Here is a 25,739-nt window from a genome sequence, read left to right as displayed (position 1 = left end):
GACAGCGGCACGACCGCCCGCCCTCCCCGAGACCGGCGCCGGTGAGCAGGTACTGGCGGCGTCGGGCATGGCCGCGCTGCTGCTGACGAGCGGCGCCATCCTGTATCGACGAGGCCGGGCGGGGTCCGGCCGATAGCGTCCCGCTCCGGGTGCCGGAGGAAGCATCTCCGGCACCCGGCAGCCCCTTGGCAGACGGTGCGTCTCTCAGGGGGCTTCTGCGTGCCTGCGTCCCATTGGCACGGGGATCGCCCGGGCGGGCGGGGCGGCGGTGCGCAGTCGGTGGCGCACTCCTCGTACGAGCGTTGTCGCCGTGAAGGTCGCTCCGTGGACGAAGCGCATGGCGGGTCCGAACGTGGAGGCCGTCAACAGGCCTGCCAGGAACAGTCCGTGACACGAGGACTCGAACGTCGGGCCGACAGCGGGGGCCCCGTCGGATGTCGTGGTGAGGCTCGCGCGCAACTCCTCGGAGAGCAGGCCGAGCCGGTCGCGGGTCGCGCGAAACCCCGTGGCCGCGATCACGTGCTCGGTGTCCAGGAAGCTCGGCTCCCCGGTCCGGCTCACCGTCTCCAGCCGTACGCCGCCCGGCACCGCACGGGCCGCGACGACCTCGCGGCCGAGCATCGTCTCCACCACCGGCTCGACCCGGTCCCGCACCCACCAGGCACCCGCCGGCCCCAGCGCCGTGGCCGCGACACGGGTGCGGGTCGCCTCGGGGAGGCGACGGAAGAGGCCCGGACGCTCGGCGTAGAACCAGTTGCGCCAGCCGCAGCCGAGACCGCTGTGCGGGGTGCGGGCCGACTGCCACCACAGGCGCCGCAAGGGCGGCGGTACGTCGTTCCAGCGCAGTTGTTCCGCCCGCGCCAGCAGCCGTACGCGTGTGCCCTGTTCGGCCAGGAGCGCCGCTGTCTCCAGGGCTGCCTGGCCGCCACCGATCACCGTGACGTCCATGCCGCGGAAACGGCCGAGGTCATGGTGGTCGCTGCTGTGCGTGACGAGTGCGGGACGCAGGCCACGCAGGACGGAAGGCACCTGCGTGAAGGGCATGACGCCGACCGCCAGTGCCACCGTCCGGGCGCGCAGCACCTCTCCGTCCTCGGTGACCGCCTCGAAGCCGACCGGACCGGCCGACACCCGGCTCACCATGCGCTCGTCGACCTCGGGCACGGCGTTGCGCGCGAACCACAGGCCGTACGCGGCGAACGTCTCCACCGGGATCGGCTCCGCGTGACGCGCCGTGAGCCCAGCGGCCGCGCAGTACGCGTCCAGACGCCAACGGCCGTCAGGGGCGGCGAGGTTGGAGGCCCATGGCTCGGACTTCAGATACATGCCGCGAGCCATGTGGGCCCGCCAGGACGCCATGGGCCGCCCGAGGACGCGCAGGTTCAGCCCGGCGGACGCGGCGTGCGCCGCGATGGACAGGCCGTATGGGCCTGCGCCCACCACCAGCAGGTCGTACATCAGCAACTGCTCGCTTTCTCGTCGTCGATGAGGGGCTGTGCGGCAGCCTGACGGGCTCCGCGTGCCGATTCGGGTGCCGACCGGACCGCGCGCAGCCGCTCCCGCAGCCGACGGGGCACGTGGCGGCACCAAAGGGACCACATCGCCCTGCCGGGAGCGGGGTCGTCCGTGGCGTGCCAGGCCATTTCGCGTCCGCGCGGCGCGGGCCGCAGCGCGGCCAGCGGTGCGTAGTTCTCCACCACGTACGACCGCCCCAACAGTGGTGCGGCCGCCTTCAGCGGACGTTGTGTCAGGTCGAGATGCAGGGCGCGTACGACGTCCAGCCCGGCGGAGTCGGAGAACAGCCGGAACTGGGCGCCGGGGCGCGGGTTGAAGTCGAGCAGGTGGTAGAGGCCCGTCGCGCCGCAACGGCGGAAGTCGAGGTCGAGGATGCCGCGGTAGCCGAGCTCACCGGTGAGCCGCTCGGCGAGTGCCTGTACCTGTGGGTTGGCCGTCCAACAGCCGACGGCGGTCAGGCCCGCCCCGCGTGGCCACGCCTGTTGCTTGCGGCCCGTCCCGCCCGCGCGCACAGCACCGGAGCGGTCGGCGTATCCGTGGAAGAACCAGTCGCGGTTCGGACCCGGCGGCAGATACGCCTGAAGCAGCAGTGCGCTGCCGGCCTCCTCGGTGCGCAGATACAGCTCCCGGGCCTGCCGGGAGGAGTTCACCAGCACCGTGCTGCGCAGCGTGCTGCCGGCGGGCACGAGCCAGGGCCGGCTCCACTTCGCCACCAGCGGAAGTCCCAGCCGCCAGGTGGCCTCGGCGGCGTCCGCCGGGCTGTCCGGGACCAGGGTCACCGGGTGCGCGATGTCCAGGGACGCGCACAGGGCGGCCAGGTCGGCCTTGTCGGCAGCGCGTTCGGGCAGAGTGCCGGGCGAGGGCAGCAGATAGGAGGGCGCGAGTTCCTCACGCATACGGCCCACGGCGACCGCGCTCGCGTCGTCCATCGGGACCAGGACGGCGGGCCGCCTGATCCGGGTGGCCACCCGACGCAGCGCGGCGGCGATCTCGCGTGGGGACGATCCGGGCGGCGGCGGGGGATGCATCTCCCGTAGAAATCGTGATCTGGCTACGGGGCTTGCCGTGGAATCGGCGACCACATGCACCTCCACTCCCGCTCTGCCGAGCGAACGAACAGCGCCCAGCGTTCCGTGGTGAAAGAAATTCCGGTCGATCCGCAGTAGAACGGCGGGGACGCGGGTGTCGAGCAGCTGCACGGACCTCACTCCTTCGGATCGGCTCACCCGTGCGGGCGAGCGAGGCACTCGAAAGTCGTAACCACAGTGGCGTCACGTCATTTCATGTGACTGGATGTCAGTAATGCGGGGTGTCAGTAATGCGGAGAGCGGCACAGAAAACCAACAGTGGCAGTGGAAACGCCAAGGCTGAAAACAGCAGGAGTGCGGAGAGCGGAGCAGACATGGTTCTACAGCAGTGTCGGGCCCGGACCAGGCGACCGGCCGTCGTCGCGGCGGTGGTCGCCATTTCGGCCGCGCTGGCCTCCGGCACCGGCTTCGCGGCGGGGACGGGGCCCATCGCCGGTTCTCCCGCTCCGTTGGCGGCCACCCCGGCGCCGACTGTGTCGACGCTGCCTGCGGTCGACCCACCCGTCGCGCCGCAGTCGCCGAAGTCACCGCAGACATCCGCGGTCGCTCCGGGCCTCACGCCCCCGCCTCTCACCGCGCTGTCGAAGCCGGCCACGTCGAGTTCTTCGGCCGCCGCCCCGCCGGCCTCGTCGCCCGGCGGTGAGCGCCCCGCCTTCGGTGCCTTCCTCGACTCCGGAGTCCGGGGCGTGTACGCCATGACGGGACTCAGCAGGTGGCTGGGTGGCGCCGAACTGCGCGTCGGCCACACCTATCTGCCGGGGGACCGCTGGAGCAACATCGAGGGCACGCACCGTTTCCTCGCGCCGTGGGCGCGCTGGCGCACGGCGAAGGACGACCGGATCTTCGTCCTCAACGTGCCCATGCAGGAGCGCAACGAGGAGGGTCTCTCCGACGCCGAGGTGAGGTCGCTGCTGCGGCAGGGCGCGGCCGGGCACTTCGACCATCACTTCCGCGCACTCGCCGAGCGGCTGGTCGCGTTGGACGTGCCGGACACGGTACTGGTGCTCGGCTGGGAGATGAACGGCACGACCTACACCCATCGCTGTGGACCCGACCCGACGGCATGGAAGTCGTACTGGAACAGGATCGTCACCACCATGCGTTCGGTTCCGGGCCAGGAATTCCGGTTCGACTTCACACCGAGTCGGGGCCGGGACGCCGTTCCCTGGACGCAGTGCTACCCCGGGGACGACACGGTCGACATCATCGGAATGGACTCGTACGACCAGCCACGAGGAGTTTCCTTCGACGAGCAGGTGACAGAACCGTACGGGCTGCAAGCGCAAGTGGATTTCGCGAAATCCCATAACAAGCCCATCTCCTATCCCGAATGGGGACTCTTCCGTAACGGTGACAACGCCGAATACATGCGGAGGATGCTCGCCTGGATCGACGAGCACAAGCCGTTGTACAACACACTGACCGACTACTGCCCGCACGGAGTCTGGCAGTGTGCGGACAATCCCAGATCTTCCCTGGTCTACCGGTCCGCCCTTTTCGGCCGTACGGGTGAACCGGCGACCCTGCCCACGCCTTCCGTGCCGCCCGCGTCCACCACGCCGTCGTCCCCCAGGAACTGCCCGCCGCTACGCCTCGGTGACTGGGGCGAGTACTGGCTCGACGGACGGCTGTGCCTGCGTCTCGACTTGTGGTTGGAGGCTCGATAGCGACCACTTGCGGCGGGACCCGCGCGGGCCCCGCCGCCAGCGGCCGCTATCGGAAGCGACGCAGAAACTCCTTGCCCCGCCGCCGCACGGCCACGTCGCCGACCACCGCCGACATCAGCGGGGCCGTGCGCCGCCGGGCCAGCAGCAGACGCCGGTTGGTGATGGGGTCGGGGCGCCAGTGGTGTTTGTAGGGCTCGTCGCCGCGCAGCAGGCTCAGCCGGTGCAGTCTCCCGTTACCCGCGTGCTGAGTGCAGGCGTCGAGGAGCATCACCGCCACGTCCGCCTTGCGTTCCCGCAGGCGTGGGTGGGCGCCGTACAGGTAGCCCCCCGCGAGCCGGGGCGACAGCAGTGTCAGGTCCACGGCCACCACGTCGCCGTCGAGCCGGAACTCGGTGACCACGGCGTCGCCGGAACTCACCATCGGCCCCACTGAGCGCGTCAGGTGCTCGCAGAAGCGTGTCTGCAGGTGTTCCGGCGTCACGTTCCGGCCCTGCCACTGCAGCCGGTGGAGTTCGAGCAGCCGCTGAAGCGCCGGGCCCACCCGGTCCGACGGTACGACGTGCCGCTCCACGCCGAGCGACCTCAGTTTGCGCAGCTTGGCGCGGATCCGTTGGGCCTTGCCGGAGGCCAGCCGGGACACCAGTTCGTCCATGGGCACGGCGGGCAGCTCCAGGCACAGTGAGTCCTGGAGCCGGTGGCGCGGCCCGCTCCAGCGCTCGTAGACGTGCTCGACCGCTCCGCCCGGCCGCACCTCGCGGAAGTCGATGAGCGCGGTGCGGGCCGCGGCCGACAGCGCCTCGGCCAGCACGGCGGCCGCCCGGTCCGCGCGCTCGTCGTCGATGAGGACGTCCCCGTAGTCGGAGATCGCCCCGCCGAGTGGTACGAGCCTGGGCACCGGGCCGCGCCGGAGCATCAAGGGCGCGGCGGCCACGAGTTCGCTGCCCTCGCGCACGAGCACAAGCCGCAGCCGGCCGGGCCTGCCGTACGAGAGCCACCATGAGTGCAACCAGGCGTGGTGCTGAAACGGGGTCGCCGCGCCGCACCGCTCGTACAGTCGCCCCCAACCGGGGGCCACGTCGGCGAAGGCCCGCGCGTCGGTGACCAGTTCCGTGGTGTACGGCGTCGTCACAGCTGTCCGCGTACGTCGACGGCTGCGGCCGGGCCGGGCACCGCCGCGGGGAGGGCGGTACCGTCGCTTTCCGTCCGCTTCGGCCGGACGAGCAGCGCCAGGCCGCCCAGCAGGCCGCCCGCGCTCGTGCCGACCAGGCCGGTCACCATCGGTGACGCGGATGTCGGCTCCACCGGCCGCACCGCCTCTGAGAACGGGACGAGTTCGACGTGGGTGCTGTACTTGGTCTTGTTCGCGTGGCGGGTCAGCGCGCGGGTGACGGCGTTGGCCATGCCGGAGGCGAGGCCGGGGCGTGGGGAGGTGGCCGAGACGGCGATCATCGGCGCGTCCGGTGAGGTGGCGGTCCGCACGTTCCGCCGCAGCGTTCGTGCCGGCACGCCCGCCGACGACTGCGCGTCGTCGAGCACCGCGAGCTGCGTGGCGGTGCGGCCGTATGCCTGTGCGAAGCCGAGAGCTGAGCCCGGGTCGGAGTTCTCGATGGGTACGGCGACGACATAGCTGGTCGCCGTGTAGGTCGGGGCCTTGAGGACGCCGTAGGCACCGCCGGCCAGGCCACCGACGAGCATGCCGGTCGCGAGCAGCAACCAGGGCCGCAGGAGGCCGGTTCGGCCCGGCTGGACGGGCTGCCGACGGAATCGAGTGGGGGTGTCGGTCATGACGAACCGGCTTCCTGGAGTGAGGGGGGCATGGAGTGGGACACCGCTGCCGTGTACACGTCCATCAGTAGGGCAGCGCTGTGGGAGATGCTGTAGTGGTGCGCGGCGTCCGCAGCCGTACGGGCCCGCGGGCCGGCCGCGCGCACTGCGGCGACGGCACGGGCGTACGCCTCGGGGCCGCCACGCACGCGTAGGGCACCGGTGGCGGCCTGCGCGGGCAGGACCTCGATCGCCGGGCAGGATGTGTAGAGCACGGGCAGGCCGGCCGCCAGGGCCTCCACGACCGCCAGCCCGAAGGTTTCCTCCGGGGACGGTGAGGCGAGCAGGTCCATGGCGAACGCGAGCGAGGGCACGTCGGGGCCTGAGGAGGCGTCGGGGACGTTGGGGCGCTCGCCGGTGAACAGGACGCGGTCGGCCACGCCCGCCTCGTGGGCGGTACGGCGCAGGACGTTGTCCGCCGGGCCGCCACCGACCAGCAACAACCAGTGGTCGTCCGGCAGCAGGGCCATCGCCCGGATGAGGACGTCGAAGCGCTTGCCCGCGGTGAGGCGGCCGATCCCGCCGACGACGTAGGCGTCCTCCGGCAGTCCGAGGCGACGGCGGGTGTGGTGGCGCCGGGACGCGTCGAAGCGGAAACGAGCCAGGTCGATCCCGTTGGGAACGACCTCGATGCGTGGGGAGGGCACGCCCCAGCGTTTGAGACGGTCGGCCACCGCGGGGGAGACGGCGACCGTGGCGGAGCCGAGGCGCTCACTGGCGAGGTAGAGCGCGCGGACGCCTGCCGTCAGCCTTCGGCCCTCCATCTGGGAGTCGCCGAGGGAATGTTCGGTGGCGACCACGGCCCGGACGCCGGCGAGTCGGGCGGCCAACCGGCCGTAGACGCAGGCGCGATAGAGGTGGGTGTGGATCAGGTCGTAGCCACCGGTGCGGATCAGGCGGGTGAGGCGGGGGAGCGCGGACAGGTCGTGGTTGGCGCCCATACCGAGGTGGTGCACGCGCACTCCGTCAGCAGCGAGCCCGTCGGCGACGGCGCCCGGGTTGGTGAGGGTCACCACCTCGCAGTCGACGCTGAGGTGCCGCAACAGCAGGCGGAGCTGTTGTTCGGCACCGCCGACGCCGAGACCGGTGATGATGTGCAGCGCTTTCATGTCACACACCCTCCACGCGGCGTCGGCGCAGCCGGTGCAGCCGGTGTTTGAGGTGCAGCCGCCAGGCTGTGTCGTTCTGACCGATGTGCAGACGGGGGAGGGCGTGCGGGCCGGTCAGGGGGCCGGGGTCGATGGCGCAGGCATAGGCGTATCCAGCTTCGCGTACGGCGGCGACGGTGCGGCGGTCGATGGTGCCGTACGGGTAGCAGAAACCGTCGACCGGAGCACCGATCAGCTCCGTGAGCAGTGCCCTGCTGTCAGCGACCTCGGCCGTCAAGGTGGCGTCGTCGGCCCTGGTGAGATCGATGTGCGTAAGCCCGTGCGAACCGATCTCCACGCCCGCGTCGGCGACCTGCCGGACGCCGTCCGCGGACAGCAGCGGCTTGCGCGGGCCGAGCGAGTCCCAGACGTTGACGCCCCCGAGCCGCGCGGGCAGGACGAAGAGGGTGGCACCGCAGTTCCAGTGGCGCAACGCCGGCAGAGCGTTGGCCAGGAAGTCGGCGTATCCGTCGTCGAAGGTGAGACCGACCAGGCGCCGCCCTTTGCCCCGGGCGCGGGCGGCGACCAGTTCGCGCAGGGACACACCGCGCAGCCGGTGCCGGCACAGCCAGGCCAGCTGCCGCTCCAGCCGCTCGGGCGTGACCGTGATGCGGTACGGGTCGTCGGAGCAGTCGCCCACGGAGTGGTACATCGCCACCCACGGGACGGGCCGGGGGCGCCCGGCGGGGCGTCTGTCCGTGCCGACAAGTTCAACTGGAACGGCCATGCCTCAGCCTCCGAGTGACGGCACCTACGGAATGGAGCGCGAATGTGCGGCCCTGGGCGTCCAGAGCCAGTTCGAGGAGGAGGAAAACGGCGGTCACGGTCACGCAGCCGACCGCGAAACCCAGCACCGGGGAGTCCGGCGCGCTGGAGGTGAACGCCCCCGCCGCCGTGGCGAGCGCCGCCGCCCGCAGCGGCTTACCCAGATCGGACAGCACATCCCGGGTACGGATGGGGACCTCGCGTTGCCCGCTGAGCTGCGCGGCACGACGTCGGGCCGCGGTCCAGGTCGAGGAGACCAACGAGTTCGGTCCCGCGAGTCTTCCCGCTCGCGGTGCGCCGACGGGACTGACGCGCCCGTCACGCCTGTGCGTGATGCCGGCGAGCAGCAGGGCGGCCGTGACGGTGATGCCGGCGGCGTTGGCGGCGGCGATCGCCAGGACACCCCAGGTGCCCACGGTCGCCACCCCGATCCAGGTGGTCGCGATGACACCCGCGGTCATGGCGCCGATCGGGTACCAGGTGGGCCGCCCGGCAGAGAAATAGGTGCGGATCAGTACGCCCACCAGGGTCTGGCCGAGGAGCCCGAGGGCGTACACACGCAGGACTCTCGCCGTCACCATCGTGTCCTGCCCGGTGAACGCCCCTCGTTGGAACAGGATCTCGATGATCTGCGGCGCGCAGGCGACCACTGCCGCCGCGCCGAAGAGCACCAGGCGGCAAGCCAGGGCGAGGTCCCGCTCCACACGGGCGCGAGCCCGTTCGGTGTCGCCGTCGGCGAGCGCCTGCGCGATCACCGGGAAGGTGACAGTGCACAGCATCAGCGACAGCGTCATCGGGATCTGGGCCACCTTCTGCGCGTAGTTGAGGTGCGAGATGGCCCCGGCGGGAAGGGTGGAGGCGAGGAGGCGTTCGATCAGTACCTGGGACTGGCGGCACATGGCGAAGATGAGAACACTGCTGATCAGGGCGAGGTTCATCGGGCGTACTTCGACGTCGCTGCCGGAAGCGGCTGGGCGTCGGGCCCTGAACAGACGCAGCAGGGAGGGCAGCTGGGCCGCGACCATCAGGCAGCCGCCCATCGCCACGCCGGCCGCCGCCGATCGCACGCCCCAGCGCTCGCCGAGCAGGAACATCGCGGTGATGATGCCGGTGTTGTACGCCACGTAGATCGTGGCGGGGGCCAGGAAGCGACGGTGCGCCCGCAGAGCCGCGCTGCAGTACCCGGCGAGCCCGAAGCTCAGTACACAGGTCGCTGTCAGCCGGGTGCAGTCGGCGGCGAGACCCGGGTCGGGGAGGCCGGGCGCCAGTGCCTCGACCAGGTAGCGGGCTCCTACGATGATCAGCGCGGACACGGCGACGAAGCCGAGGCACAGGCGGGGCAGGGTGCCGGTGACGAGGGAGCGGACCGGGTCGCCGGAGGCACCCTGGGCGCGCCGGGCCAGGGCCAGGCTGAAAGCCGGGATCATCGCGATGGCCAGGCCGTCCTCGATGAGGAGCGTGGCGGCGAACTCCGGTACGGTCCACGCGACCAGAAAGGCGTCCGTCTCGATGCCCGCTCCGAAGAGCTGGGCCAGTGTCTGATCCCGCACCAGACCGAGCAGCGCCCCGGCGACCGACAGCGACGCCGTGATCAGGGTGGCCCTCGCGATGAACTTCCCGGAGGCCGCAGGGGAGACGGTGCCGGCCACGTCCTGCGTGGCTGCCCGCGCCGCGGGTACGGTCGCCGTGTCGGTCCCGGAAACGGGCGCATGCGGAGTCTGCGGCGTCATGGACATCGCGTCACGCTTTCAGGCGCGTTCGCGGGTAGCGGAACCGCTGGGGCGGCCTGCGCCTTGCCGTTCCCGGCCAGCGCCCACCACGCCACCATCCCGAGGGCCACGGCGGCCAGCACGGTGGAGGGGCCGCCGATGTCGGCGTACGCGAAGTCGGTGAGCTGCCAGACCAGCAGTCCGCAGGCGACCAGCCCGCAGTCGATGCCGTGCGGCCCCGACGCGCGTGCCCGCACGGTCGCCCGCAGCGCACACACCAGCAGCGTCAGCCAGCTCCCGGCGAACGCCATCAGCCCGAGCAGGCCCTGCTCGCTCAGCACCAGCAGGTACATGCTGTGCGGTGACAGCAGTGGCTGCCTCCGGTACGCGGCCCCCGCGCCGTCGGTGTCGCTGCCCGACGACAGCGTCAGCGAGGCGTACGCGTCCCGGTACTCGGGAAACCCTTTCAACCCGACGCCGGTCAGGGAGTGTTCGCGCCACATGTCGGTCGCGGCCGCCCACAGCGCGTACCGGTCGGCGACGGACTGGTCGGGGGCGTCGGCGACCTGCGCGATGCTGTTGATCCGTTCCTCCAGCAGCGTTGTGCCGACACCGAGACCGCCCACCAGGACCACGCCCGCCGCGACTACGGCCGCAGCCACCTTGAGCGCGCGCCGCAACCCGGTCAGGGCCAGCTGCACGGTGCAGGTCACAGCCGTCGCGATCCACGCGCCCCGGCTGAAGGACAGCGCGAGCGGCAGCAGCAGCGCCAACGCGCACGCGAAGGCGACTGCCCGTTCTCGTACGGACGTCCGCCCGAGCGCGAGGGCGAACGCGCACACGAGGCCGACGCCCACCACCGTCGCCATCCCCATCACGTCCTGCGGCCCGAACGTGCCGACCGCCCGGATCTGCTCGCCCTGGAAGGAGGCGCCGGTCCGGGTGACGTACTGGTGCACTCCGACGGCGCCCTGCCAGCCCGCGAGCGCCACGAACGACCAGGCCAGCAGCCGGAAGTCGCCCTGGCTGCGGATCAACAGCAGGACCGCCGCCGGGACGAGCACGAAGATCTGCAGATACCGGCCCATGCCGGTGATCCCGGCCTCGGGTGAGTATGCCCCCAGGGCAGCGACGGCCAGGCCGAGGACCGGCAGGCCCAGCACCACGGCGGCCGCACGTGGCAAGGGGCGTCGCCGGTCGCGTACGAGGCGGACCACACAGAAGAGCACCAGGAATGCGGACATCGCGTCGGCTGGACCAGGGCCGCCCTCGCTGCGCGGGTCGAGTGGCAGGGCCAGCAGGGCGAGCACGGCCACCACGGTAAGGACCGGCGTCAGGGCGGCGCCGCGGCGCACGAGCGGTGTGACTGCGAGGCTCATGCGCTCAGCTTCCTGTCGGGCGCGTCAGCGTGCCCACGGTGCGCAACAGGATGCACACGTCCTGCCACAGCGACCAGTTGTCGATGTAGACGTTGTCGAACCGGAAGCGGTCCTCGATGGACGTGTCGCCGCGCAGTCCATGGATCTGGGCGAGGCCGGTGAGGCCGGTCCGCATACGGTGGCGAGCCGCGTAGCCGGGGTAGGACTCGCTGAACTGTCCGACGAAGTAGGGGCGCTCGGGCCGAGGCCCGACCAGACTCATGTCGCCCCGCAGCACGTTCCACAACTGGAGGAGCTCATCGAGCGAGGTGCGCCGGAGCATGCGGCAGAAACCGCGCATCTCGCGTTCGTTCGCCACGCTCCACCGGGTCGCCGCCTCGTGTTCGTCGAGGGGACGGTGGGTGCGGAACTTCAACAGCGTGAACGGCTTTCCGTCCTTGCCGATGCGCTCCTGCCGGAACACCACCCCCGGCCCGTCGGTGATCCGCAGTGCCACCGCGCACACCAGCAACAGGGGACTGACCAGCAGAAGTAGCGTCGCCGACACGAGGATGTCGAACGCTCGTTTGCCCGCGCTGGCGAGTGGCGTCGTGGACCTCTGCAGAAGCCGGCAGGAGAACCCGGCCAGTCGGTCCTTCGTCGCGTACGACGGAGAGTCCGCGTCCACCTCCCACACCGTGCAGCCCCAATCGGCCAGCGCGCTCAGCAGCGGTCCCTGCTGGAACCGTACGGAGGGGTCGACGGCCAACGCCGCCCGAACGCCGTTCTGGACGACCGCCCTCGCGACCTCTTCACGGGTGGTCAGAACCGGCAGGTCCCCGGCGCCGTCCTGCTGTTCGGCCACGATTCCCACCGGCCGTAGCCCGCATCGGGGGTGGCGCAGCACGGCGGCGGCCACGCGCTGCGCGGTCGCCGCCGGGCCGATGACGAGTGTCGCGCCGGGGTTGCGCAGCAGCGCGGAGCGGCACCACGTGTGCACCATGCCGCGTAGCGCGCAACTCGCCGCGGCCTGCACGGCGAAGCCCACCAGCAGGGTACGGGCGGACAATGCGTGCTCCGGCCGGTAGGCCGCCGTCAGCGCGGCGAGCGCCAGCCAGGCGACCGCGATGCGGCCACAGATGGCGGGCAGTTCGTCGAGGACGCCCGGTAGCGGCGGGCGCGTACGATGCGGACGCAGCAGCACCAACGCGGCCAGCAAGGCCAGGGCGGGCGGATGGAGCTGAGGCCCGGTCAGTGTCAGGGCACCCAGCAGGGCGGCCGCGCCGTCCGCGACGAGCAGCGATACCGGTGACGCCGCCCCCGGGGGCCGCGGCCTGCCGACGGGGCGTGGGGCACTCGGGACGGCCCCGCGCGACGGCATGACCGAGAAGGGCGGGGATCCGTGTTCGCGGGGGTGTGTGGCGGGGGAGGAGATGGTGCTGTGCGCGGTCACGGGTGGATGGACTCCCTATGCTGCGGGGGTGCGACGCGGGGATCGGGTCGCACGCCGATCAGATGGCGGTAGACGTCCGTGACCGCCTCGGCGGTGTGCCGCACATCGTGCGAGGACAGGACGTACTGGAGCCCCTGGCGGCCGAGTGATGCGCGCAGCGGCGGGTCGAGCAGAAGTTCGGTAAGGGCCCTGGCCAGCGTCGCCGGGTTCTCTGGCGGGACCAGGCAGTGGGGCGCGAGGGAGAGGGGCAGGCTCTCGCGGGCTCCGTCGACGTCTGTGACCACCACCGGCCGACCGCAGGCCATCGCTTCCAGCGGGGCCAGCGCCATGCCCTCCCAACGGGACGGCAGAACGACGAGATCCGCGGCCTGGTACCAGGGGACGACGTCGGCGACCGCGCCCGTGAAAAGCACGGATCTCGGCGCGTACGCCCGAAGCCGGTCGCGGTCCGGCCCGTCGCCGACCAGGACGAGACGCGCGTCGGGCACCCGCCGGGCCACGGAACTCCACGCTCTCAGCAGTACGGCCTGGCCCTTCTGCCGGCACAGCCGCCCCACACAGACCACGAGCGGCGCGGCGGGATCGACATCGCGCAACGGCCTCAGCCCGGCCCGTACGGTACCGGCGGACGCGGGGCGGAAGCGCTGTAGGTCGACACCGTTGGGGATGACGCTCCACGGTCCCCTGATCCCGGCGTGCATGCCGGTCATGCGTTCCGCCTCACTCACGCACACCACCTGGGAGGCCCAACGTGCCCCCCACCGCTCCCAGACCCGCGCGAGCGCTGAGGCGGCCCCTCCAGTGGCCTCGAACGACCAGGCGTGCGGCTGGAACACGGTGGGGATCCGCCCCCGGACGGCGAGCCGTCCGGCGAGCCCGGCCTTCGCGCTGTGCGCGTGCACGAGATGAGGGCGCACGTCATCGATCACGCGGGCGAGATGTCGTACCTCCCGCACGAGCGACGGACCCGGTGACCGCGTCGCGTGCCAGTGCCGTACGTCCGCCCCCAGTTGCCGGAGGCGTGTGGTGAGTGCCCCGTCGGGGCAGGCCACCGTGACGGCCAGGCCGGCCGTGAGCTGCGCCCGCACCAGGTCCGTCACGACGCGGGCGACTCCGCCTTCCACGGGCTGAGTGAGGTGCAGGACCCGCGGCCGAGGGTCAGTTGTTGACGTGTGCATGTGTCATCTCCTCGCTCGCGGGACGCTCGGGACGGGAGGAGGCGCCTTACCGCTGGGCGTCGACGGCGACGAAGAGAACGCCGGCCCAGACCCGGTCCCGCTGTGACACGACTCGGAAGGCCAACTGATCGCCACCGCGGCGCAGGCCCGTTCCGAGATCGAACACATCGGAGTCGTAGCCGAGGGTGGGGGCGTACGCCGGCACCCGCTTCGGCTTCGACGCTCCCGGTTCACTGATCGTGGAGTTCAGGACGTCGTTGCGGGGATTGGCGGAGTTGGTGAGGGCGGTGGCCTTGGTGCGTCGGGGTGCGCGGGTGGTCGTGAGGGTGAAGGTGTCGCCGGTCGCGCCATGGTCGCCGTCGTACGTCACCAGGCCCGCTCGGCCGCCCGCGCCCGCCGGGAAACGCATCCCGCGCAGCCGGACATCCTGCCTCGCACCGGACTTCAGCGCGTTGAAGCCGTCCCAGACGGCGAGGTGACGCAACGGCTGCTTCAGGTTCTCGTACGCCACCACCAGCGTCCAGCCACCCCACGCGCCGGCCGTCGACCTCCCCATCGCGACATTGACCTGTGCCACGGTGTACAGACCGGGCCCGCTCTTCCGCACCAGTCTCGTGACGTCTGCCGAGGCCTGGAAAGCGTCCGCACCGTGCGCCACACGGTGGCCGACGACCGTGTCCGCGAGGACCTCCTTGTACTCACCGCCTGGTTCGGCGACCAGCACCCGTCCATTGTCCTTGGGCGGCTTCTGTTCGCCGACGCGCAGGTTGCCGCCCCAGTACAGCCGTGCGTAGCTGACCCGCGAGCCCTTGGGTACGAGGACCTCCGCGCGGGAGGAGTTGTAGGTGTTCGGGTCCTTGTCGACGTCGACGTACGTCATGTCGAAGTCACCGTTCACCCCGGTCGCGCCCTTCCGGGCGGTTGGGCAGGAAGGTGCTGTGGACGGCGAGAACCGGTCGTTCGACCGTGGTGTACGGCAGGTGATGGAGACGTTGGCCGCGCGGACGATCCCGCCGTGCTGGAGGGCGCGGTACCGCTGGGTGAAGGGGATGCTGCCGGCCTCCCGCGCGGAGGCTGTGACAGGCGCGGCCGCCAGGGCGCCGGTGGGGGGTGCCCACATCCCGGCGAGTGCGAGTGCGCCCACCGTCGTGCGGCGCAGCAAAAGGGCTAGGGAGTTGCGCATGACCGGCGCTGTCCTTTCGGGAAGGCGAAAGTGCCAGAGGGAGGGAGAAGGCATGGGCGTGCTGTGGGGACGCGTCCAGGCGTGCGCAACTCTAGCCGTCAGTGGTCATAAACTAATCAAACGGTGCAAGTGTGTCGGATTGGTGAAGTAGGGGGCTTTCTGGTTTCCCTTCACCGGCCGTAGCCTCCGGAACGAGCCGCGTCTGACGCGACGTCGGGCACCCCGCCGAGTGACCGCGCCGCTTGAAGGCGGGCCCCAGGCGCATGGTCCGCGGCTACGTGTGTCGCGTCCGTAGGCCTCGACGGGTCGACGGGTCGACGGGTCGGCGGGGAGGCGGGGCGGCAGGCTCGGTGGCGCGGGTGAGGGCCGCTGGTCGAACCGCGTCGGCGTAGGTTTCCGATCTTTCTGGTGGACCCTCCCGGCTTTCGGAGGCAAATCCTTCAGAGGTTTCATATGAGTACTCGGCGATCTCCCGCACGCGGGTTTCCAGACCGGTCGGCGCTCGTTGTGCTGAATGTCAGAGTCCGCCCCTGCTGCCCAGTTTGCCGAAGGAAGGAACGCGCATGAAGTCGCTGAAAGCCGCTGCCGTCGTTACCGGGTCCCTGATCATCGCCGGTGCCGCCGCGCCCGCGTTCGCCCAGAACGCCACCGAGGTGGTGCACCCGAGCTTCAACAAGGCGATGAGGACGCTCGACAAGGACCCCGGCCAGGCGCAGTCGCTGAAGGCAGGCGCGCTGGACGGCAAGAGGAAGGGGAAGAAGAGGGGGGCGCTGCTGACCACGGTTGAACGCACGTCCACCGCCCTGGGTAACGGCACCACGCTGCTGGGCGGTCTGCCGCAGTAGACAGTGAGAACGTCCCCGGCCGCGATGCTGGCCGCGTCTTGACCCGGCGTTTCAGGCATTTCCCGGTGGTTGCTCCACAGAGGCCGATTCCGCGTGTGCGGTGTCGGCCTCCGTGTTGCCCGTTTGCCTGAAATCCCGGTGCTGAAATTTCTTGTTCAGGTGATGTGTGAGGAATTCGGGGATCCTTGGATGTGGTGGAGGATTTTGATGCCGACGTGCAAGTCGAGTATGAGGTCCAGAATGAGGATCCGACCGAGTCCCGGAAAAGCGGTGACCGAGTCAGTGGACACCGCGGCCGGTTGCTCGTCGCTCGCCGTCGACACCACGGAGTTCGTCGGGCGGAGGCACATGCTGCGGGGGGTGTCCGCGTCAGTGGCCGGGGTGGCACTCGCTCCGTTCTTGGTGGCATCGGGGACGACCGGGGCGGAGAGAGCATGCTTCCGGGAGAGGTATCGCGGACGGACCATCGTCGTCGTCGCGGACGACGGCGGGCTGTTGGGCGACGACGCCTCCGGCGGATGGCACGTCACCGTGGACGGGCGGCCGCTGCACCTCATGCGCCGCGTCGACGGCAGCTGGATGACCATGGTCGACCACTACCAGTCGTATCCGACGCCACTCGCCGCGGCGCGCGCCGCAGTGGACGAACTCGGCCCCACCGCGCGCTTGGGCGCGCCAAGCGGAATCGGTAGCCGTACGGACGACGGCGGTACGCCGAGCGGCGGTCAGGGAATCGAAGGGGATCACCGAAATGGTGTACACGCGTAGGGACGTCGGCACACTCACCCGTGCCGAGCGGCGCCGGTTCGTCGCCGCGCTGATCGAGGTCAAACGCCGTGGTGAGTACGACGAGTTCGTCCGTATGCACATCGAGTACTTCCTTCCCGACGGCGAGAACGGCCGGCGCACGGCCCACATGGCACCCTCCTTCCTGCCCTGGCACCGCAGGTTCGTGCTGGACATGGAGAGGGCGCTGCGCCGCGTGGACGAGTCGGTGACCGTGCCGTACTGGGACTGGACACGCGACCGTGCCTCGACGGCCGTGCCGTGGACCGAGGACCTTCTCGGTGGCACCGGTCGGCGTTCCGACCGGCAGGTCATGACCGGTCCCTTCGCCTATCGCCACGGCCGGTGGACCATCAAGGAGGGGATCACCGACGTCGAGTACCTCATGCGGGACCTGGGCCGTCCACGGGACCCGATGGCTCTGCCCACGGCCAGGGACGTGGAGGACGCCCTCGCGGACCCGGTCTACGACACGGCCCCCTGGAACTCCAGGTCGGCCAAGGGGTTCCGCAACAAGCTGGAGGGGTGGGGGCCGGGGCGCGGCGCCGTGTCCTGGCGCAACCACAACCGGGTCCACCGGTGGGTCGGCGGCCACATGGTGAGCGGTGCCTCCGTCAACGACCCCGTCTTCTGGATGCACCACGCCTTCGTCGACCTGGTGTGGTCCCGCTGGCAGCGACGGCACCGGAAAGCCCGCTATCTCCCCGCGAAGCCCCCCGGCCCGAGGGACGCTCAGTACGGCAGGATCGTCGCGCGGCACGAGAGGATGCCGCCGTGGGACGTGACTCCGGACGAACTGGAGGATCACAGCGCGGTCTACCGCTACGTGTAGCAGGCACGACCGCCTGTGGACGGGCCGCCCACGGGTTTGATCCGTCCTGGCTCCGCTTCGCGCGCGACGGCGGAGGGGCGGTGACAACCGCGTCGCCCAAGGGGCTGCCGATGAACTGACAGTGGGCCCACGGCGTCTTCACCGAGTGCGGGATCACGGTCGAGCGGCTGCTGTCCGACAACGGCTCCCGCCACCGCTCACACGGCTGGGGAGACCTGCCTCAACGCCGTCGGTCGGCCGCGAACGCACCCGCCACTGGTGCTCCAGCAGACTTCCGGTGGAGCGGAAGACCCGCGCGATGCGCGAGCTCACCGCGAAGGCGTTCCCGGAGGTGGAGGCGGAGGCCGGGTCGGACGAACCTCAGCCTGCTCAGCGGCACTGCCATCGTTCCCCGCTGCGGTCAGCGTCGCGTAGACCACGATATTTCCCTGGTAGCCGGTTTCCTCGGCGTATTGACCCCCACAGGTGATCACGCGTAGTTCGGGCCGGTAGGAGCTGCCGTAGACCTTCTCATCCGGAAACGCCTCCTTGTCGTAGAGCTCCACAGCGTCGACCGTGAAAACGGCTGTCCGCCGGTCTGCCCTCATGATCTTGATGGTGTCGCCCTTGGCCAGTGCTCCGAGGCGGTAGAAGACCCCGGGGCCATTCGGCGTGTCGACATGTCCCGTCGTGACGGCTGTCCCCATTGAGCCGGGAGTCGTGCCGGCGCCGTACCATCCGGCGAAGCCGGGCATCTTGACCGAGGGTGGGCGCAGTGCTCCGGTCTCGTCGAGGGTCAGTTCCGTCATTGGGGCATTCACGCCGATGGCGGGGATTTGCAGCCGGACCGGAGCCGACGGGGGCAGGGCCAGCGCAGAGGGGTACCGGGCCGAGGCGGTGCTGCTGGGGACGGGGCGTACGGAGGAGGAGAAGGACTGCGCGGCCGACGGTTGCGGAGGCTCTTCGCTCCGGAGCGCCGTGATCACCAGTGCCATGCCCGCCAGGAGAGCGCAGGCGAGAAACTTGGTGGAAGGGGTGAAGAAGGGAGAAGGACCGGCGGGCTCGTATCCGGGTTCCATCGCTGTGGAGCCTCCGCTTCGCGGCCGAAGTGAGTGAAAGCGGGGTTATCCTCGAGCCCCGGACCGACACGGGCCCTGAGGCTGGGCTGGCAGGGCAGAGCGCCTAGCGCGGGCACCGGCCGGGCGGCGGCGCCTCTTGAGCGCGCCTCCGGCGGCGGCTCCGGCGAGCAGAACCGCCCCGAGGGCGAGTTGCGTGCCCTTGTCCTTCGCCACCCCGAAGCCTGCGTCGATCGCTCCGCTGGGATTGCCGGTGCCGACCCAGTACGTACCCGTGATCTTGACTCGCGGCGGGCACTTCAGGGTGATGGTGTAACTGCCGGCCTCGGTGTCGTCCGGCACCTTGAACTCGCCGGTCAGTACACCCTGCTGGTCGCCTGGGAAGAGGTGAAACTTGCCTCCTGCCTCAGACTCGCCCTTCCCATACGTCTCCGAGCCGCAGGCTCTGGTGCTGACCGTGACGGTGGAGCCCGGGGCGGCGTGTCTCGGGCTGATGTGCATTCCTGGATCACCGATGGGGCCGTTCGCGGCTGCTGCGGCCGGGCTCGAGAGACCGACGGCACCGAGAACCAGTCCGATGCCGGCGCCTACGCACTTGAAACGCATGAAGTTCCTCCCAGGAAGCAGTGGCCGGCAGGAGTGCGCGGCACCGTGTTGTTCTCCGTTCACGATGAAACCGACGGGTCGTCAGGGCTGCAACACGTCATACGGACGGATGGTCCATCCGGCCAGACCCAGCCGACGTACTTCTTGATCATTTACGCAGGTGAGCGCTCCTGAGGGCGAGGGCGGAAGAATGCACCGCACGGGCGACAAAGGGACCATCGGCCGTCTCCTGGGTGATCCAGAATGTCCTGTGTCTGTCGCTGCCGGTGATTCAGCCTCTTGCGCGGCGCGTGACCGTGAGGCTCGTGGATCGTCGATCCGTGCAGGACCTTGACGCCTAGAGACGGCCCCAGCACAGACGCTTAGAGACGGCCTCAGCACAGCAACGAGCGCCCTACCAGCGGACAACCCACAGGTGTAGGGGTCTTGGTGAGCTGGGTTTTTGCTGGTCAGGGGTCGTGGGCTCGTGCCGCGGATGGTGGTCGTATGTCGGTGCCGTCGAACAGAGCAGGCCACGACGGCAGCACCGTGACGACGGTGCCTGAGCCCTCAGTTTGGGAAGCTGCGGGTTTCTGGGGCCTGTTGGGGAGCGGACCTGGGCGAACGGCTGCTGATGCCTCATCGGCTTGGCTTCCTTCACGGTGATTCCCCGCTGTTCCCCGCTCGATCTGGTGCGGGTGGTGGTGCGCTCACCGATCTGCTGGTCTGGCCGGAGGGCCGTCGGGCGGCTTTGGACGGTGAGCGCCTGTGAGTCACGGTGGATACGGTTCGCAGGCCACGCCATCGCCGTCTCGGTCGAGATGTGGCGCGTAGCCAGGCTCGCCCTGATAGAGGGGTGCGGCGCCCGCTGCTCGTGCCTCGTCGCAGTTTTCGTACTGGGGGAGGATTCGCTGGGTTGCGGCTCCGGCCCGGTCACGTCGCGTACGTCAGCCGCGACGATCGTGCCGCGGTGGACCGTGTAGGTGCCTTCGAAGATCCGAAGTGAGCCGTCGGTCTGCGTGGCCTCCAACCTGATGGAGACGGTGTCGCTGTGGGCGTCGAGGATGCGAACCGTGTCGTGGGCGGTGGTGGCGAACCCGTCCACGAAGGCTGTGCAGGAGCTTGAGAGGTTCTTGCCGCCGAGGTCCCAGTGCATCCGGAAGCGGTCCCGGAGCGGCGAGCGGCCGCACGTGTTCTTCGCGACGCTGTACTACTGCGGGCCACGTCCGGAAGAGGCCGTGGCCATGTGCGTGGCGGACGTGAGGTTGCCGGCCGTCGATGCCGCCGACCAGTGGTGCGAACTGGTGATCCACACCGTCGCGCTGGAAGTCGGCAAGCAGTGGACCGACACGGGGGAGATCCATGAACGGCGCGACCTCAAGGGCCGGGCCGAGGGAGACACGCGTACGGTGCCTGGGCACCCCGCCCTGACCCGCGTCCTGCGGCAGCACATCGAGGACGAGCGGCTGAAGCCCGGTGATCTCCTCTTTCAGGGCGAGAACGGCGGCATCCTCGCAGGATCCGTCATCCGTCATCCGTCATCCGTCATCCGTCACGCCTGGCGCGGCGCCCGGCAAGCCGTGCTGCCCTCGCACGCCTTCGACTCGCCGACCGGCAAGCGGGTCTACGACAACCGCCATACGCGTCTCACCAAGTGGCTCAATGACGGCATACCGGCCGCTCAGGTCGCCGAGTGGGTCGGCAACAGCGTGCCCGTGCTGCTCGCCACTTATGCCCGGTGGATCGACGGGCAGCTTCCTGACCTGAAACGGCGGCTCGAAGCCGCTGGGGATCTGCCGAAGCCTTCCGACGAGCAGCGCGCCGACTCGCTCGGAACTGCTCCGAAGATGCCCTGAGGGGCGCCGAAAACTTCGACACGTATTCGACACGGCGACCCGCAGAAACCCGCTGACAGCCGTACAGCCTCGGAATCCCGCCCTCGGCGACGGGAGGGGGTCCGGGACTTTCTGTCGGGCTCCCGGATAGCGTCTGACCAGCAAAAATGCCCTCCCGGAGGAGGGCGGGGAGTGGGCGCCCCCGGCAGGACTCGAACCTGCGGCCAAGCGCTTAGAAGGCAACGTGACTAGCCAAGACTCTAACCTGCGGAAACGTGGCCTGACTACCCCTCAACACCCCACCAGGCACCTTGCGTAGGACTCTCTAGTGAAGTTGCCTCCCCTGTCTGCCTGGTGTGCAGCGGCCCTGTCCGCTGCCATGCCTGACCAGGGGAAACCTCTGTACGCCTCTCTCCTGGCCTATCTCCCCTGCCCTGATCTCCTCGGTCCAGCCCTGTCCCCACAGCCCTGGAGACGGACACGCACGGGGTAGAGCAGGGGTGCACTGGTGCCGAGTGTCTGGCCTGTCGAGAGATGGACTGTGCTGCCTTCTCTCCGGTCCCGTATTGGCCTGCCCATATGGAGATATCCAGAGCCCTTATCAATAGAGAACAGAGACCCCCGCCCTCTCCCCTCTCCGCCCATTCCCGTGAATTCAGATGGTCCAGAGTCCTTGCAGGTCAGAGGATTCTCGAACGTGTTCAATTCCTGGTGGACAAAGTAGGGCAACCCGGGGGTTATTAAATGGCGCCGTGGAGGTGGAGGTGAGTCCCCTAAAAATTCCACCATACATAGGTGTGCTCTACGTCACATACCCGGATGGAGTGGTGGGGTAGGGATGACCGGAGGGTAAGCGGGTGCTTAGTCACTAGTCCGTACTTACAGCCCCATAACCCGCACTAGTGCAGAGTTACCCCGCACTAAGTAGTGATTCCTTGGGCCTAGGCCGTTGTTTTCTCCGACTGGATAGGAGCAGCCCTCTCCCACAGTTCTTCTGCATGGTCGGAGAACCGGGAGAACATGCCCCCATCCCCGATACGGCGCAGATGAAGTAGGGGTGAGTCATGCCCAACCAGCCTGGCCAGATGGGGTGTGACCAGTGCTTCACTGTCGAAGCGGAACACGGAGAGGGATACGTGATTGACGGCATCTTCCGGGGAAGAGAACCGAGCCTCAATCCCTTCTAGGTCCCTCAGCTTCTCCAGGTTCTCCAGTGTGATCCTGATTCGGGTGCTGACGGTAAGGGCTACGTCCTCGATGGTTTCCCGCTGCCTGGTCACTTCTCCATTGGGGTCTCCCAGAAGGAACCTTATACGGCACCCCTCCTGCTTCTTACGGCGCAGGATTCCAGGGAAGTCCGGTACCTGGGTCCACAGGAAGTAGTTCGTGTATCCGGCGAAGAACAGTTCATCTGTGGCTTGCTCTGTCAGTTCTCCCCAGACATTGGAGGGGCAGGCAGATCGATATGGGTAGCTGTGAAGGATCTCCCTGTCTCCGCCCGTCTTGATTCGTTCCTTCACTGCCTTGGGCCAGAGCATTTCCTCATCCACTCCCAATGCCTTGCAAGCGTCTTCCCGGTTCCGTGCGTGGGGAATCAGTTCGTCATTGGTGATCCACCGTTCCACCGTCTTCCCGGAGACTCCGACTCTCAGGGCTAGCTGTCTGGGTGAGAGACCGGCTGACTCCATAGCTGATCGTAGGGCAGTGTTCAAGGTCTCTCCCAGGGACGTTTGGGCCTTCTTCGAAGGTACCGCCCAGACCTCCCAACTGTCCTTGCACGGGACCAAGTTCGTCCCAAGTGGGGACACACGATGCATGGCATGACGGACAAGGCAGACGCACCACCTCTCGCGACACTGCGCATCGAGGTGTACCGGGTGAACAGAGAGACCGGAGAGAAGGCAGTCATCAAGCCCGCACGAGTGATCGAGGCGGGGGAAGTGCTCATGACCTCCGAATACCCGCCCTGCTCCTGCTACCGCTGCAAAGAGAAGCGGAGATGAGGGAACAACTCACACGGAAGACCGGGGGCCATGCTCCCCGGTCTCTTGTGTTTCTCGGGGGAGATCATCTGTCATACTCCCTCCGTTAACTGAATCGGGAGGGGCTATGGGTTTCTTAGGTTTCTTGCTTGGTCTCGGTGTGGTGGGTTCCTCGTTCTTCCTGCCTTGGTGGGGAACTCTTCTTCTCATAGCCGGAGCATGTACTACTAGCCTCTTCCTGTTCCTGGCATCGCTCCTAGCCCAAGCCTCTTCGAACTCCGCGACTAGGTGTGTCTTATCCTCGGGGATTCCATACATCTCCGCGTAGGCGATTAGCTCGGGCTCTGCTCTGAACTGCTCTCCGTACTCATCCTCAACCCGGAAGTCTCGGAATCGGCGGTGAAGCCTGTCTTCCTCCGCAGCTCCACCAGGGATAATCGCAATGGGCCTGATACCATCGAAGAAGCCCCGCCTCCTGTAGTCGCGGCTGATATTTATCCACCTCCCCACTAGGTTCTCATCGCTGCTGCTGGTTCCAATCTTGATTCGCCCGTTGGGTAGCCAGATGATGTAAGTCCATCCAGGTAGGTCGAGAGTTAGTCCAGCCCTCTCGGCTTCCTTTGCCAGCATGCTCCTGTAGGTGGTGGTGTTGTGTGCGTAGGTGATTGCTGCATGCCTCTCACACAGTGGGACCTTTGCCTTTGGCGGGCCGTAGAGCCTTCCTCGGTAAAGCTCCCCTCCACATAGTTCGGTTGGGCTGATTGGTACCACGCAGGTAAATCCTCCTACTAGGCGTCCGTCGTCGTTCGTCATGGTTGTGCGCCTTACAGACAAGGGAATCGGTCGGGCTCGGCCCCGGCCGCAGTTCCCTCGGGTGTTGCATCCCCACCAATACGAGAGGCCCCAGGATCGTTCCTAGGGCCTCTCGCGTGTGGGTCTATGTAGTTGTCTGGCCATTCCCTCACAGCCTCTCTCCTGGCCGTACAGGGATTCTTACGCTGCCTTAGTCCAGTGGTACGGACCGACGGCTAGGTCAATGCTTAGCCCCATCGATAGCGGGTGCCTGCACTTGTTCTCTCGGCTACCACAGTGCTGGCCGAACTCCCTACGGGTGCTGAACTCCTGTCGGCAGGACGCGCAACGGTATCCGGTCACGGTGCGGGTGTAGTGGCGCTTCATAGGTGTTGCCTCCTCGGCGATTCGCCCCAACCTTGGGGCACATTTGGATATGGGTATGGCAGGGGAACGTGTCAGATACCCCCCTGTCTGCCTCCGACTTTTGGGGCATGGTTCGGGAAATAGAAGAGGGCCGACCCTCGTGAGTGAGAGCCGACCCTCTGTCTCGTGCGACGAACACGATGAACCAACCAGACGGAGACTGTGGGAACCCCCTACCTGTATTCAGGCAGTGCTGTCCCACCCTTCAAGGATACCTAAGTGAGAGATCTTGTGTCGGATGCTTTTGCGTACCTTCAGGGATGACAGAAGGGGCCGCACTCCGAGGAGCACGACCCTTTCCCTAGAGGCTCTGCGGGCACGGTCCCGCAGACAGTCTCGGTACCGGTCTCCCAGCTTCTTGGCCACCTTCACAGCCCTGCTCACTGCCATGTCTGCCGCGTACCTACGGAGCATGGTCGAGTCTTTCCACCCAGCCAGAGTCATGACGTCCTCTCCAGCTACACCAGCAGAGAGCATGTCGTCAGTCCACGTGTGCCGGAACTGGTGGGGGTGGCATCCCTCGTAACCAGCATCCTTGGCCCTCCTGTTGAGCATCCGATAGAGACCGGAGTAGGTGAGCCGAGACCTGTTCCTGCTGCCCAGCCACAGCCACTCACCCTTACTGAGCTTGTGACTCTCCCTGGCCCTGATGTATCGAGTCAGAGCTACGACAGTCTTGGGCTGAAGGGGAATGATCCTGCCCTCTCCACTGCTCCGTGCGTCCTTCAGCGGAACCACCTGAGCTAGGCCCTGCTCCAGGTCGAGTGAATCCAGACGGAGCATCAGGAGTTCTTCAGCCCTCAGTCCTTCAGTGAGAACCCGCATGATTGCGTGGTCCCGAACCTTCTCGAACTCCCTCACTCGGGGATGCCCGTTCCCTGTCACCTTCAGCATGTCCGCCACGAACTCAGAGCTGAGGGTCTTGGGCTTCACTCCCGTGGGTGCGGCGTACCTCTGGAGCTTCTTGTCTCGGTACGGGTGGGCGTGGTCGTACTCCTCTTCCAGCCAGGTGAAGAACGTACGCAGGTTCCTTTGAACGGTGTTGGTCCCGCCCTGTTCGTGAGCCTGGTAGTACGCCCTGAAGAACAGGTTCAGCGTGGCTGTGTCGACGGAGAGGTAATCCCCCTCCATGCCCTGCTCCGTCATCCACTGGTCCAGGGCCCTGACAGCCTTTGTGTACGCCGTGACTGTCTTCTCCTGGTAGGGCCGTCCGTGCTTGTTGTTGCTGGCCCTGAGATGCGTGGCGTAGTCGGAGAGGAACGCTGCCCTGACCTCTGACTGGTCCGGGTCGGTGGGGATGGCTCGGAGCGCGGTGGTCCTGCTGGTTCCCTGAGAAGCCCTGAGAGGTGACTTCCTGGCCTGTGCCGACACGGGGTGACTCCCTGGTGTCCGGGCTAGGCAAGGTGCAGTCCGCTAGGCGCCTTACCTAACCGAGTCTGGTAGGTAAGTCACGCGGCTTTCGAAGATCCTTCTGGCCTGTTCTGCCTGCTCAGAAGGGTTGTGGCGCCCCCGGCAGGACTCGAACCTGCGGCCAAGCGCTTAGAAGGCGCCTGCTCTATCCACTGAGCTACGGGGGCCGGGTGTGGTGGCCTCTGTCGTGGTGCCCGGGTGTGGGCAGATCCGTGACGTTGCCGGGGACAAGGATAGAGCTCCCGAGTCCTTGCCCCTGTTGCTTCGCCTCCGTGGCTCAATGTGGAGGTTCGGTGAAGCGGT

General features: G+C 68.3%; 24 protein-coding genes and 1 tRNA gene. 7 read left to right on the top strand and 18 right to left on the bottom strand.

Annotated features, from left to right (window positions below; translation table 11 throughout):
* A partial coding sequence (locus AOK15_RS48315; RefSeq protein WP_157870271.1) for an LPXTG cell wall anchor domain-containing protein occupies positions 1–136 on the top strand: 136 nt, incomplete at its 5' end.
* A 68-nt stretch (positions 137–204) separates the two neighbouring features.
* Here the strand turns inward: AOK15_RS48315 and AOK15_RS16720 are convergent.
* Both AOK15_RS16720 and AOK15_RS16715 read right to left on the bottom strand, forming a co-directional pair.
* Positions 205–1,458, bottom strand: a complete 1,254-nt coding sequence (locus AOK15_RS16720) for an NAD(P)-binding domain-containing protein (RefSeq protein ID WP_055517539.1) — start codon at positions 1,456–1,458, stop codon at positions 205–207.
* Positions 1,458–2,714 (bottom strand): carboxylate--amine ligase, encoded by a 1,257-nt coding sequence (locus AOK15_RS16715; protein WP_055517537.1) that lies wholly within the window; start codon positions 2,712–2,714, stop codon positions 1,458–1,460. Before AOK15_RS16715 ends, AOK15_RS16720 begins: the two co-directional genes overlap by 1 nt.
* A 203-nt stretch (positions 2,715–2,917) precedes the next feature.
* On the opposite strand from AOK15_RS16715, the gene AOK15_RS16710 reads away from it, so the two are divergent.
* Positions 2,918–4,270, top strand: coding sequence for a glycoside hydrolase family 26 protein (locus AOK15_RS16710; RefSeq protein ID WP_055517534.1), 1,353 nt, complete (start codon positions 2,918–2,920; stop codon positions 4,268–4,270).
* 46 nt (positions 4,271–4,316) lie between these two features.
* Here the strand turns inward: AOK15_RS16710 and AOK15_RS16705 are convergent, their stop codons facing one another.
* The 9 genes from AOK15_RS16705 to AOK15_RS16665 are packed head-to-tail and all read right to left on the bottom strand — an operon-like array spanning position 4,317 to position 14,888.
* Positions 4,317–5,399, bottom strand: coding sequence for a GNAT family N-acetyltransferase (locus AOK15_RS16705; protein WP_055517532.1), 1,083 nt, complete (start codon positions 5,397–5,399; stop codon positions 4,317–4,319).
* Positions 5,396–6,055 (bottom strand): YveK family protein, encoded by a 660-nt coding sequence (locus AOK15_RS16700; RefSeq protein ID WP_055517530.1) that lies wholly within the window; start codon positions 6,053–6,055, stop codon positions 5,396–5,398. Before AOK15_RS16700 ends, AOK15_RS16705 begins: the two co-directional genes overlap by 4 nt.
* Entirely contained in the window at positions 6,052–7,203 is a 1,152-nt protein-coding gene (locus AOK15_RS16695; protein ID WP_055517527.1) for a glycosyltransferase, read from the bottom strand. The genes AOK15_RS16700 and AOK15_RS16695 overlap by 4 nt, the downstream gene beginning before the upstream one ends.
* Position 7,204: 1 nt before the next feature.
* Positions 7,205–7,969: a polysaccharide deacetylase family protein gene (locus tag AOK15_RS16690; protein ID WP_079058523.1), complete on the bottom strand. Its 765-nt coding sequence runs from the start codon at positions 7,967–7,969 to the stop codon at positions 7,205–7,207.
* Positions 7,953–9,743, bottom strand: a complete 1,791-nt coding sequence (locus AOK15_RS16685) for a lipid II flippase MurJ (protein WP_055517522.1) — start codon at positions 9,741–9,743, stop codon at positions 7,953–7,955. Before AOK15_RS16685 ends, AOK15_RS16690 begins: the two co-directional genes overlap by 17 nt.
* On the bottom strand, positions 9,734–11,095 hold the full coding sequence (locus AOK15_RS16680) for an O-antigen ligase family protein (protein ID WP_055517520.1): 1,362 nt from the start codon (positions 11,093–11,095) through the stop codon (positions 9,734–9,736). Before AOK15_RS16680 ends, AOK15_RS16685 begins: the two co-directional genes overlap by 10 nt.
* A gap of 4 nt (positions 11,096–11,099) precedes the next feature.
* Positions 11,100–12,527 carry an exopolysaccharide biosynthesis polyprenyl glycosylphosphotransferase gene (locus AOK15_RS16675; RefSeq protein ID WP_055517518.1) on the bottom strand — a complete coding sequence of 476 codons (1,428 nt, stop codon included), beginning with the start codon at positions 12,525–12,527 and terminating at the stop codon, positions 11,100–11,102.
* Positions 12,524–13,705 carry a glycosyltransferase gene (locus AOK15_RS16670; RefSeq protein WP_055517515.1) on the bottom strand — a complete coding sequence of 394 codons (1,182 nt, stop codon included), beginning with the start codon at positions 13,703–13,705 and terminating at the stop codon, positions 12,524–12,526. The genes AOK15_RS16675 and AOK15_RS16670 overlap by 4 nt, the downstream gene beginning before the upstream one ends.
* A 46-nt stretch (positions 13,706–13,751) precedes the next feature.
* Entirely contained in the window at positions 13,752–14,888 is a 1,137-nt protein-coding gene (locus AOK15_RS16665) for a hypothetical protein (protein ID WP_055517513.1), read from the bottom strand.
* Positions 14,889–15,451: 563 nt separating this feature from the next.
* Here AOK15_RS16665 and AOK15_RS16660 point away from each other — a divergent pair.
* The 3 genes from AOK15_RS16660 to AOK15_RS16650 all read left to right on the top strand — a co-directional run bounded on the left by AOK15_RS16660 (position 15,452) and on the right by AOK15_RS16650 (position 17,351).
* The gene (locus AOK15_RS16660; RefSeq protein ID WP_063798996.1) at positions 15,452–15,733 is read left to right on the top strand and encodes a hypothetical protein; all 282 of its coding nucleotides are present in this window, start codon (positions 15,452–15,454) and stop codon (positions 15,731–15,733) included.
* A gap of 240 nt (positions 15,734–15,973) precedes the next feature.
* Entirely contained in the window at positions 15,974–16,501 is a 528-nt protein-coding gene (locus AOK15_RS16655; protein WP_240508454.1) for a tyrosinase cofactor, read from the top strand.
* Positions 16,485–17,351: a tyrosinase family protein gene (locus AOK15_RS16650; RefSeq protein ID WP_055517508.1), complete on the top strand. Its 867-nt coding sequence runs from the start codon at positions 16,485–16,487 to the stop codon at positions 17,349–17,351. Before AOK15_RS16655 ends, AOK15_RS16650 begins: the two co-directional genes overlap by 17 nt.
* Before the next feature lie 308 nt (positions 17,352–17,659).
* Here AOK15_RS16650 and AOK15_RS16645 read toward each other — a convergent pair whose 3' ends face one another.
* The 3 genes from AOK15_RS16645 to AOK15_RS42205 all read right to left on the bottom strand — a co-directional run bounded on the left by AOK15_RS16645 (position 17,660) and on the right by AOK15_RS42205 (position 19,899).
* A complete protein-coding gene (locus AOK15_RS16645; protein WP_079058527.1) occupies positions 17,660–18,325 on the bottom strand; it encodes a class F sortase in 666 nt (221 codons plus the stop codon).
* 129 nt (positions 18,326–18,454) lie between these two features.
* The gene (locus tag AOK15_RS16640; RefSeq protein WP_055517506.1) at positions 18,455–19,012 is read right to left on the bottom strand and encodes a hypothetical protein; all 558 of its coding nucleotides are present in this window, start codon (positions 19,010–19,012) and stop codon (positions 18,455–18,457) included.
* A gap of 752 nt (positions 19,013–19,764) precedes the next feature.
* Positions 19,765–19,899 (bottom strand): excalibur calcium-binding domain-containing protein, encoded by a 135-nt coding sequence (locus tag AOK15_RS42205; protein WP_079058526.1) that lies wholly within the window; start codon positions 19,897–19,899, stop codon positions 19,765–19,767.
* Between the two features lie 282 nt (positions 19,900–20,181).
* Between AOK15_RS42205 and AOK15_RS16635 the strand changes: the two genes are divergently transcribed.
* The gene (locus tag AOK15_RS16635; RefSeq protein ID WP_240508453.1) at positions 20,182–20,847 is read left to right on the top strand and encodes a site-specific integrase; all 666 of its coding nucleotides are present in this window, start codon (positions 20,182–20,184) and stop codon (positions 20,845–20,847) included.
* Positions 20,848–21,767: 920 nt separating this feature from the next.
* On the opposite strand, the gene AOK15_RS16630 is transcribed toward AOK15_RS16635, so the two are convergent.
* Positions 21,768–22,376, bottom strand: a complete 609-nt coding sequence (locus AOK15_RS16630; protein ID WP_240508455.1) for an XRE family transcriptional regulator — start codon at positions 22,374–22,376, stop codon at positions 21,768–21,770.
* A 270-nt stretch (positions 22,377–22,646) separates the two neighbouring features.
* On the opposite strand from AOK15_RS16630, the gene AOK15_RS45030 reads away from it, so the two are divergent.
* Positions 22,647–22,829 carry a hypothetical protein gene (locus AOK15_RS45030; protein WP_157870270.1) on the top strand — a complete coding sequence of 61 codons (183 nt, stop codon included), beginning with the start codon at positions 22,647–22,649 and terminating at the stop codon, positions 22,827–22,829.
* Positions 22,830–22,838: 9 nt separating this feature from the next.
* On the opposite strand, the gene AOK15_RS45025 is transcribed toward AOK15_RS45030, so the two are convergent.
* From AOK15_RS45025 to AOK15_RS16620, 3 genes are all read right to left on the bottom strand, one after another.
* On the bottom strand, positions 22,839–23,621 hold the full coding sequence (locus tag AOK15_RS45025) for a hypothetical protein (RefSeq protein ID WP_157870269.1): 783 nt from the start codon (positions 23,619–23,621) through the stop codon (positions 22,839–22,841).
* A 588-nt stretch (positions 23,622–24,209) separates the two neighbouring features.
* Entirely contained in the window at positions 24,210–25,397 is a 1,188-nt protein-coding gene (locus tag AOK15_RS16625) for a tyrosine-type recombinase/integrase (protein WP_079058521.1), read from the bottom strand.
* Between the two features lie 130 nt (positions 25,398–25,527).
* A tRNA-Arg gene (locus tag AOK15_RS16620) sits at positions 25,528–25,603 on the bottom strand.
* Between the last annotated feature and the right edge of the window lie 136 nt (positions 25,604–25,739).

The organism is Streptomyces ossamyceticus, from assembly GCF_001418475.1.
GTDB lineage: Bacteria > Actinomycetota > Actinomycetes > Streptomycetales > Streptomycetaceae > Streptomyces > Streptomyces ossamyceticus.
This window is presented reverse-complemented; position numbering and strand designations above follow the sequence as displayed.

Excerpts from the sequence above, each read along its gene's own strand:
- AOK15_RS16700 (WP_055517530.1), bottom strand. The coding sequence starts at position 6,055 with ATGACCGACACCCCCACTCGATTCCGTCGGCAGCCCGTCCAGCCGGGC.
- AOK15_RS16645 (WP_079058527.1), bottom strand. The coding sequence starts at position 18,325 with ATGGCACTGGTGATCACGGCGCTCCGGAGCGAAGAGCCTCCGCAACCG.
- AOK15_RS16680 (WP_055517520.1), bottom strand. The coding sequence starts at position 11,095 with ATGAGCCTCGCAGTCACACCGCTCGTGCGCCGCGGCGCCGCCCTGACG.
- AOK15_RS16685 (WP_055517522.1), bottom strand. The coding sequence starts at position 9,743 with ATGTCCATGACGCCGCAGACTCCGCATGCGCCCGTTTCCGGGACCGAC.
- AOK15_RS16695 (WP_055517527.1), bottom strand. The coding sequence starts at position 7,203 with ATGAAAGCGCTGCACATCATCACCGGTCTCGGCGTCGGCGGTGCCGAA.
- AOK15_RS16665 (WP_055517513.1), bottom strand. The coding sequence starts at position 14,888 with ATGCGCAACTCCCTAGCCCTTTTGCTGCGCCGCACGACGGTGGGCGCA.
- AOK15_RS16650 (WP_055517508.1), top strand. The coding sequence starts at position 16,485 with ATGGTGTACACGCGTAGGGACGTCGGCACACTCACCCGTGCCGAGCGG.
- AOK15_RS16640 (WP_055517506.1), bottom strand. The coding sequence starts at position 19,012 with ATGCGTTTCAAGTGCGTAGGCGCCGGCATCGGACTGGTTCTCGGTGCC.
- AOK15_RS16710 (WP_055517534.1), top strand. The coding sequence starts at position 2,918 with ATGGTTCTACAGCAGTGTCGGGCCCGGACCAGGCGACCGGCCGTCGTC.
- AOK15_RS16655 (WP_240508454.1), top strand. The coding sequence starts at position 15,974 with ATGAGGATCCGACCGAGTCCCGGAAAAGCGGTGACCGAGTCAGTGGAC.
- AOK15_RS16690 (WP_079058523.1), bottom strand. The coding sequence starts at position 7,969 with ATGGCCGTTCCAGTTGAACTTGTCGGCACGGACAGACGCCCCGCCGGG.
- AOK15_RS45030 (WP_157870270.1), top strand. The coding sequence starts at position 22,647 with ATGACGGACAAGGCAGACGCACCACCTCTCGCGACACTGCGCATCGAG.
- AOK15_RS16660 (WP_063798996.1), top strand. The coding sequence starts at position 15,452 with ATGAAGTCGCTGAAAGCCGCTGCCGTCGTTACCGGGTCCCTGATCATC.
- AOK15_RS16720 (WP_055517539.1), bottom strand. The coding sequence starts at position 1,458 with ATGTACGACCTGCTGGTGGTGGGCGCAGGCCCATACGGCCTGTCCATC.
- AOK15_RS45025 (WP_157870269.1), bottom strand. The coding sequence starts at position 23,621 with ATGACGAACGACGACGGACGCCTAGTAGGAGGATTTACCTGCGTGGTA.
- AOK15_RS16670 (WP_055517515.1), bottom strand. The coding sequence starts at position 13,705 with ATGCACACGTCAACAACTGACCCTCGGCCGCGGGTCCTGCACCTCACT.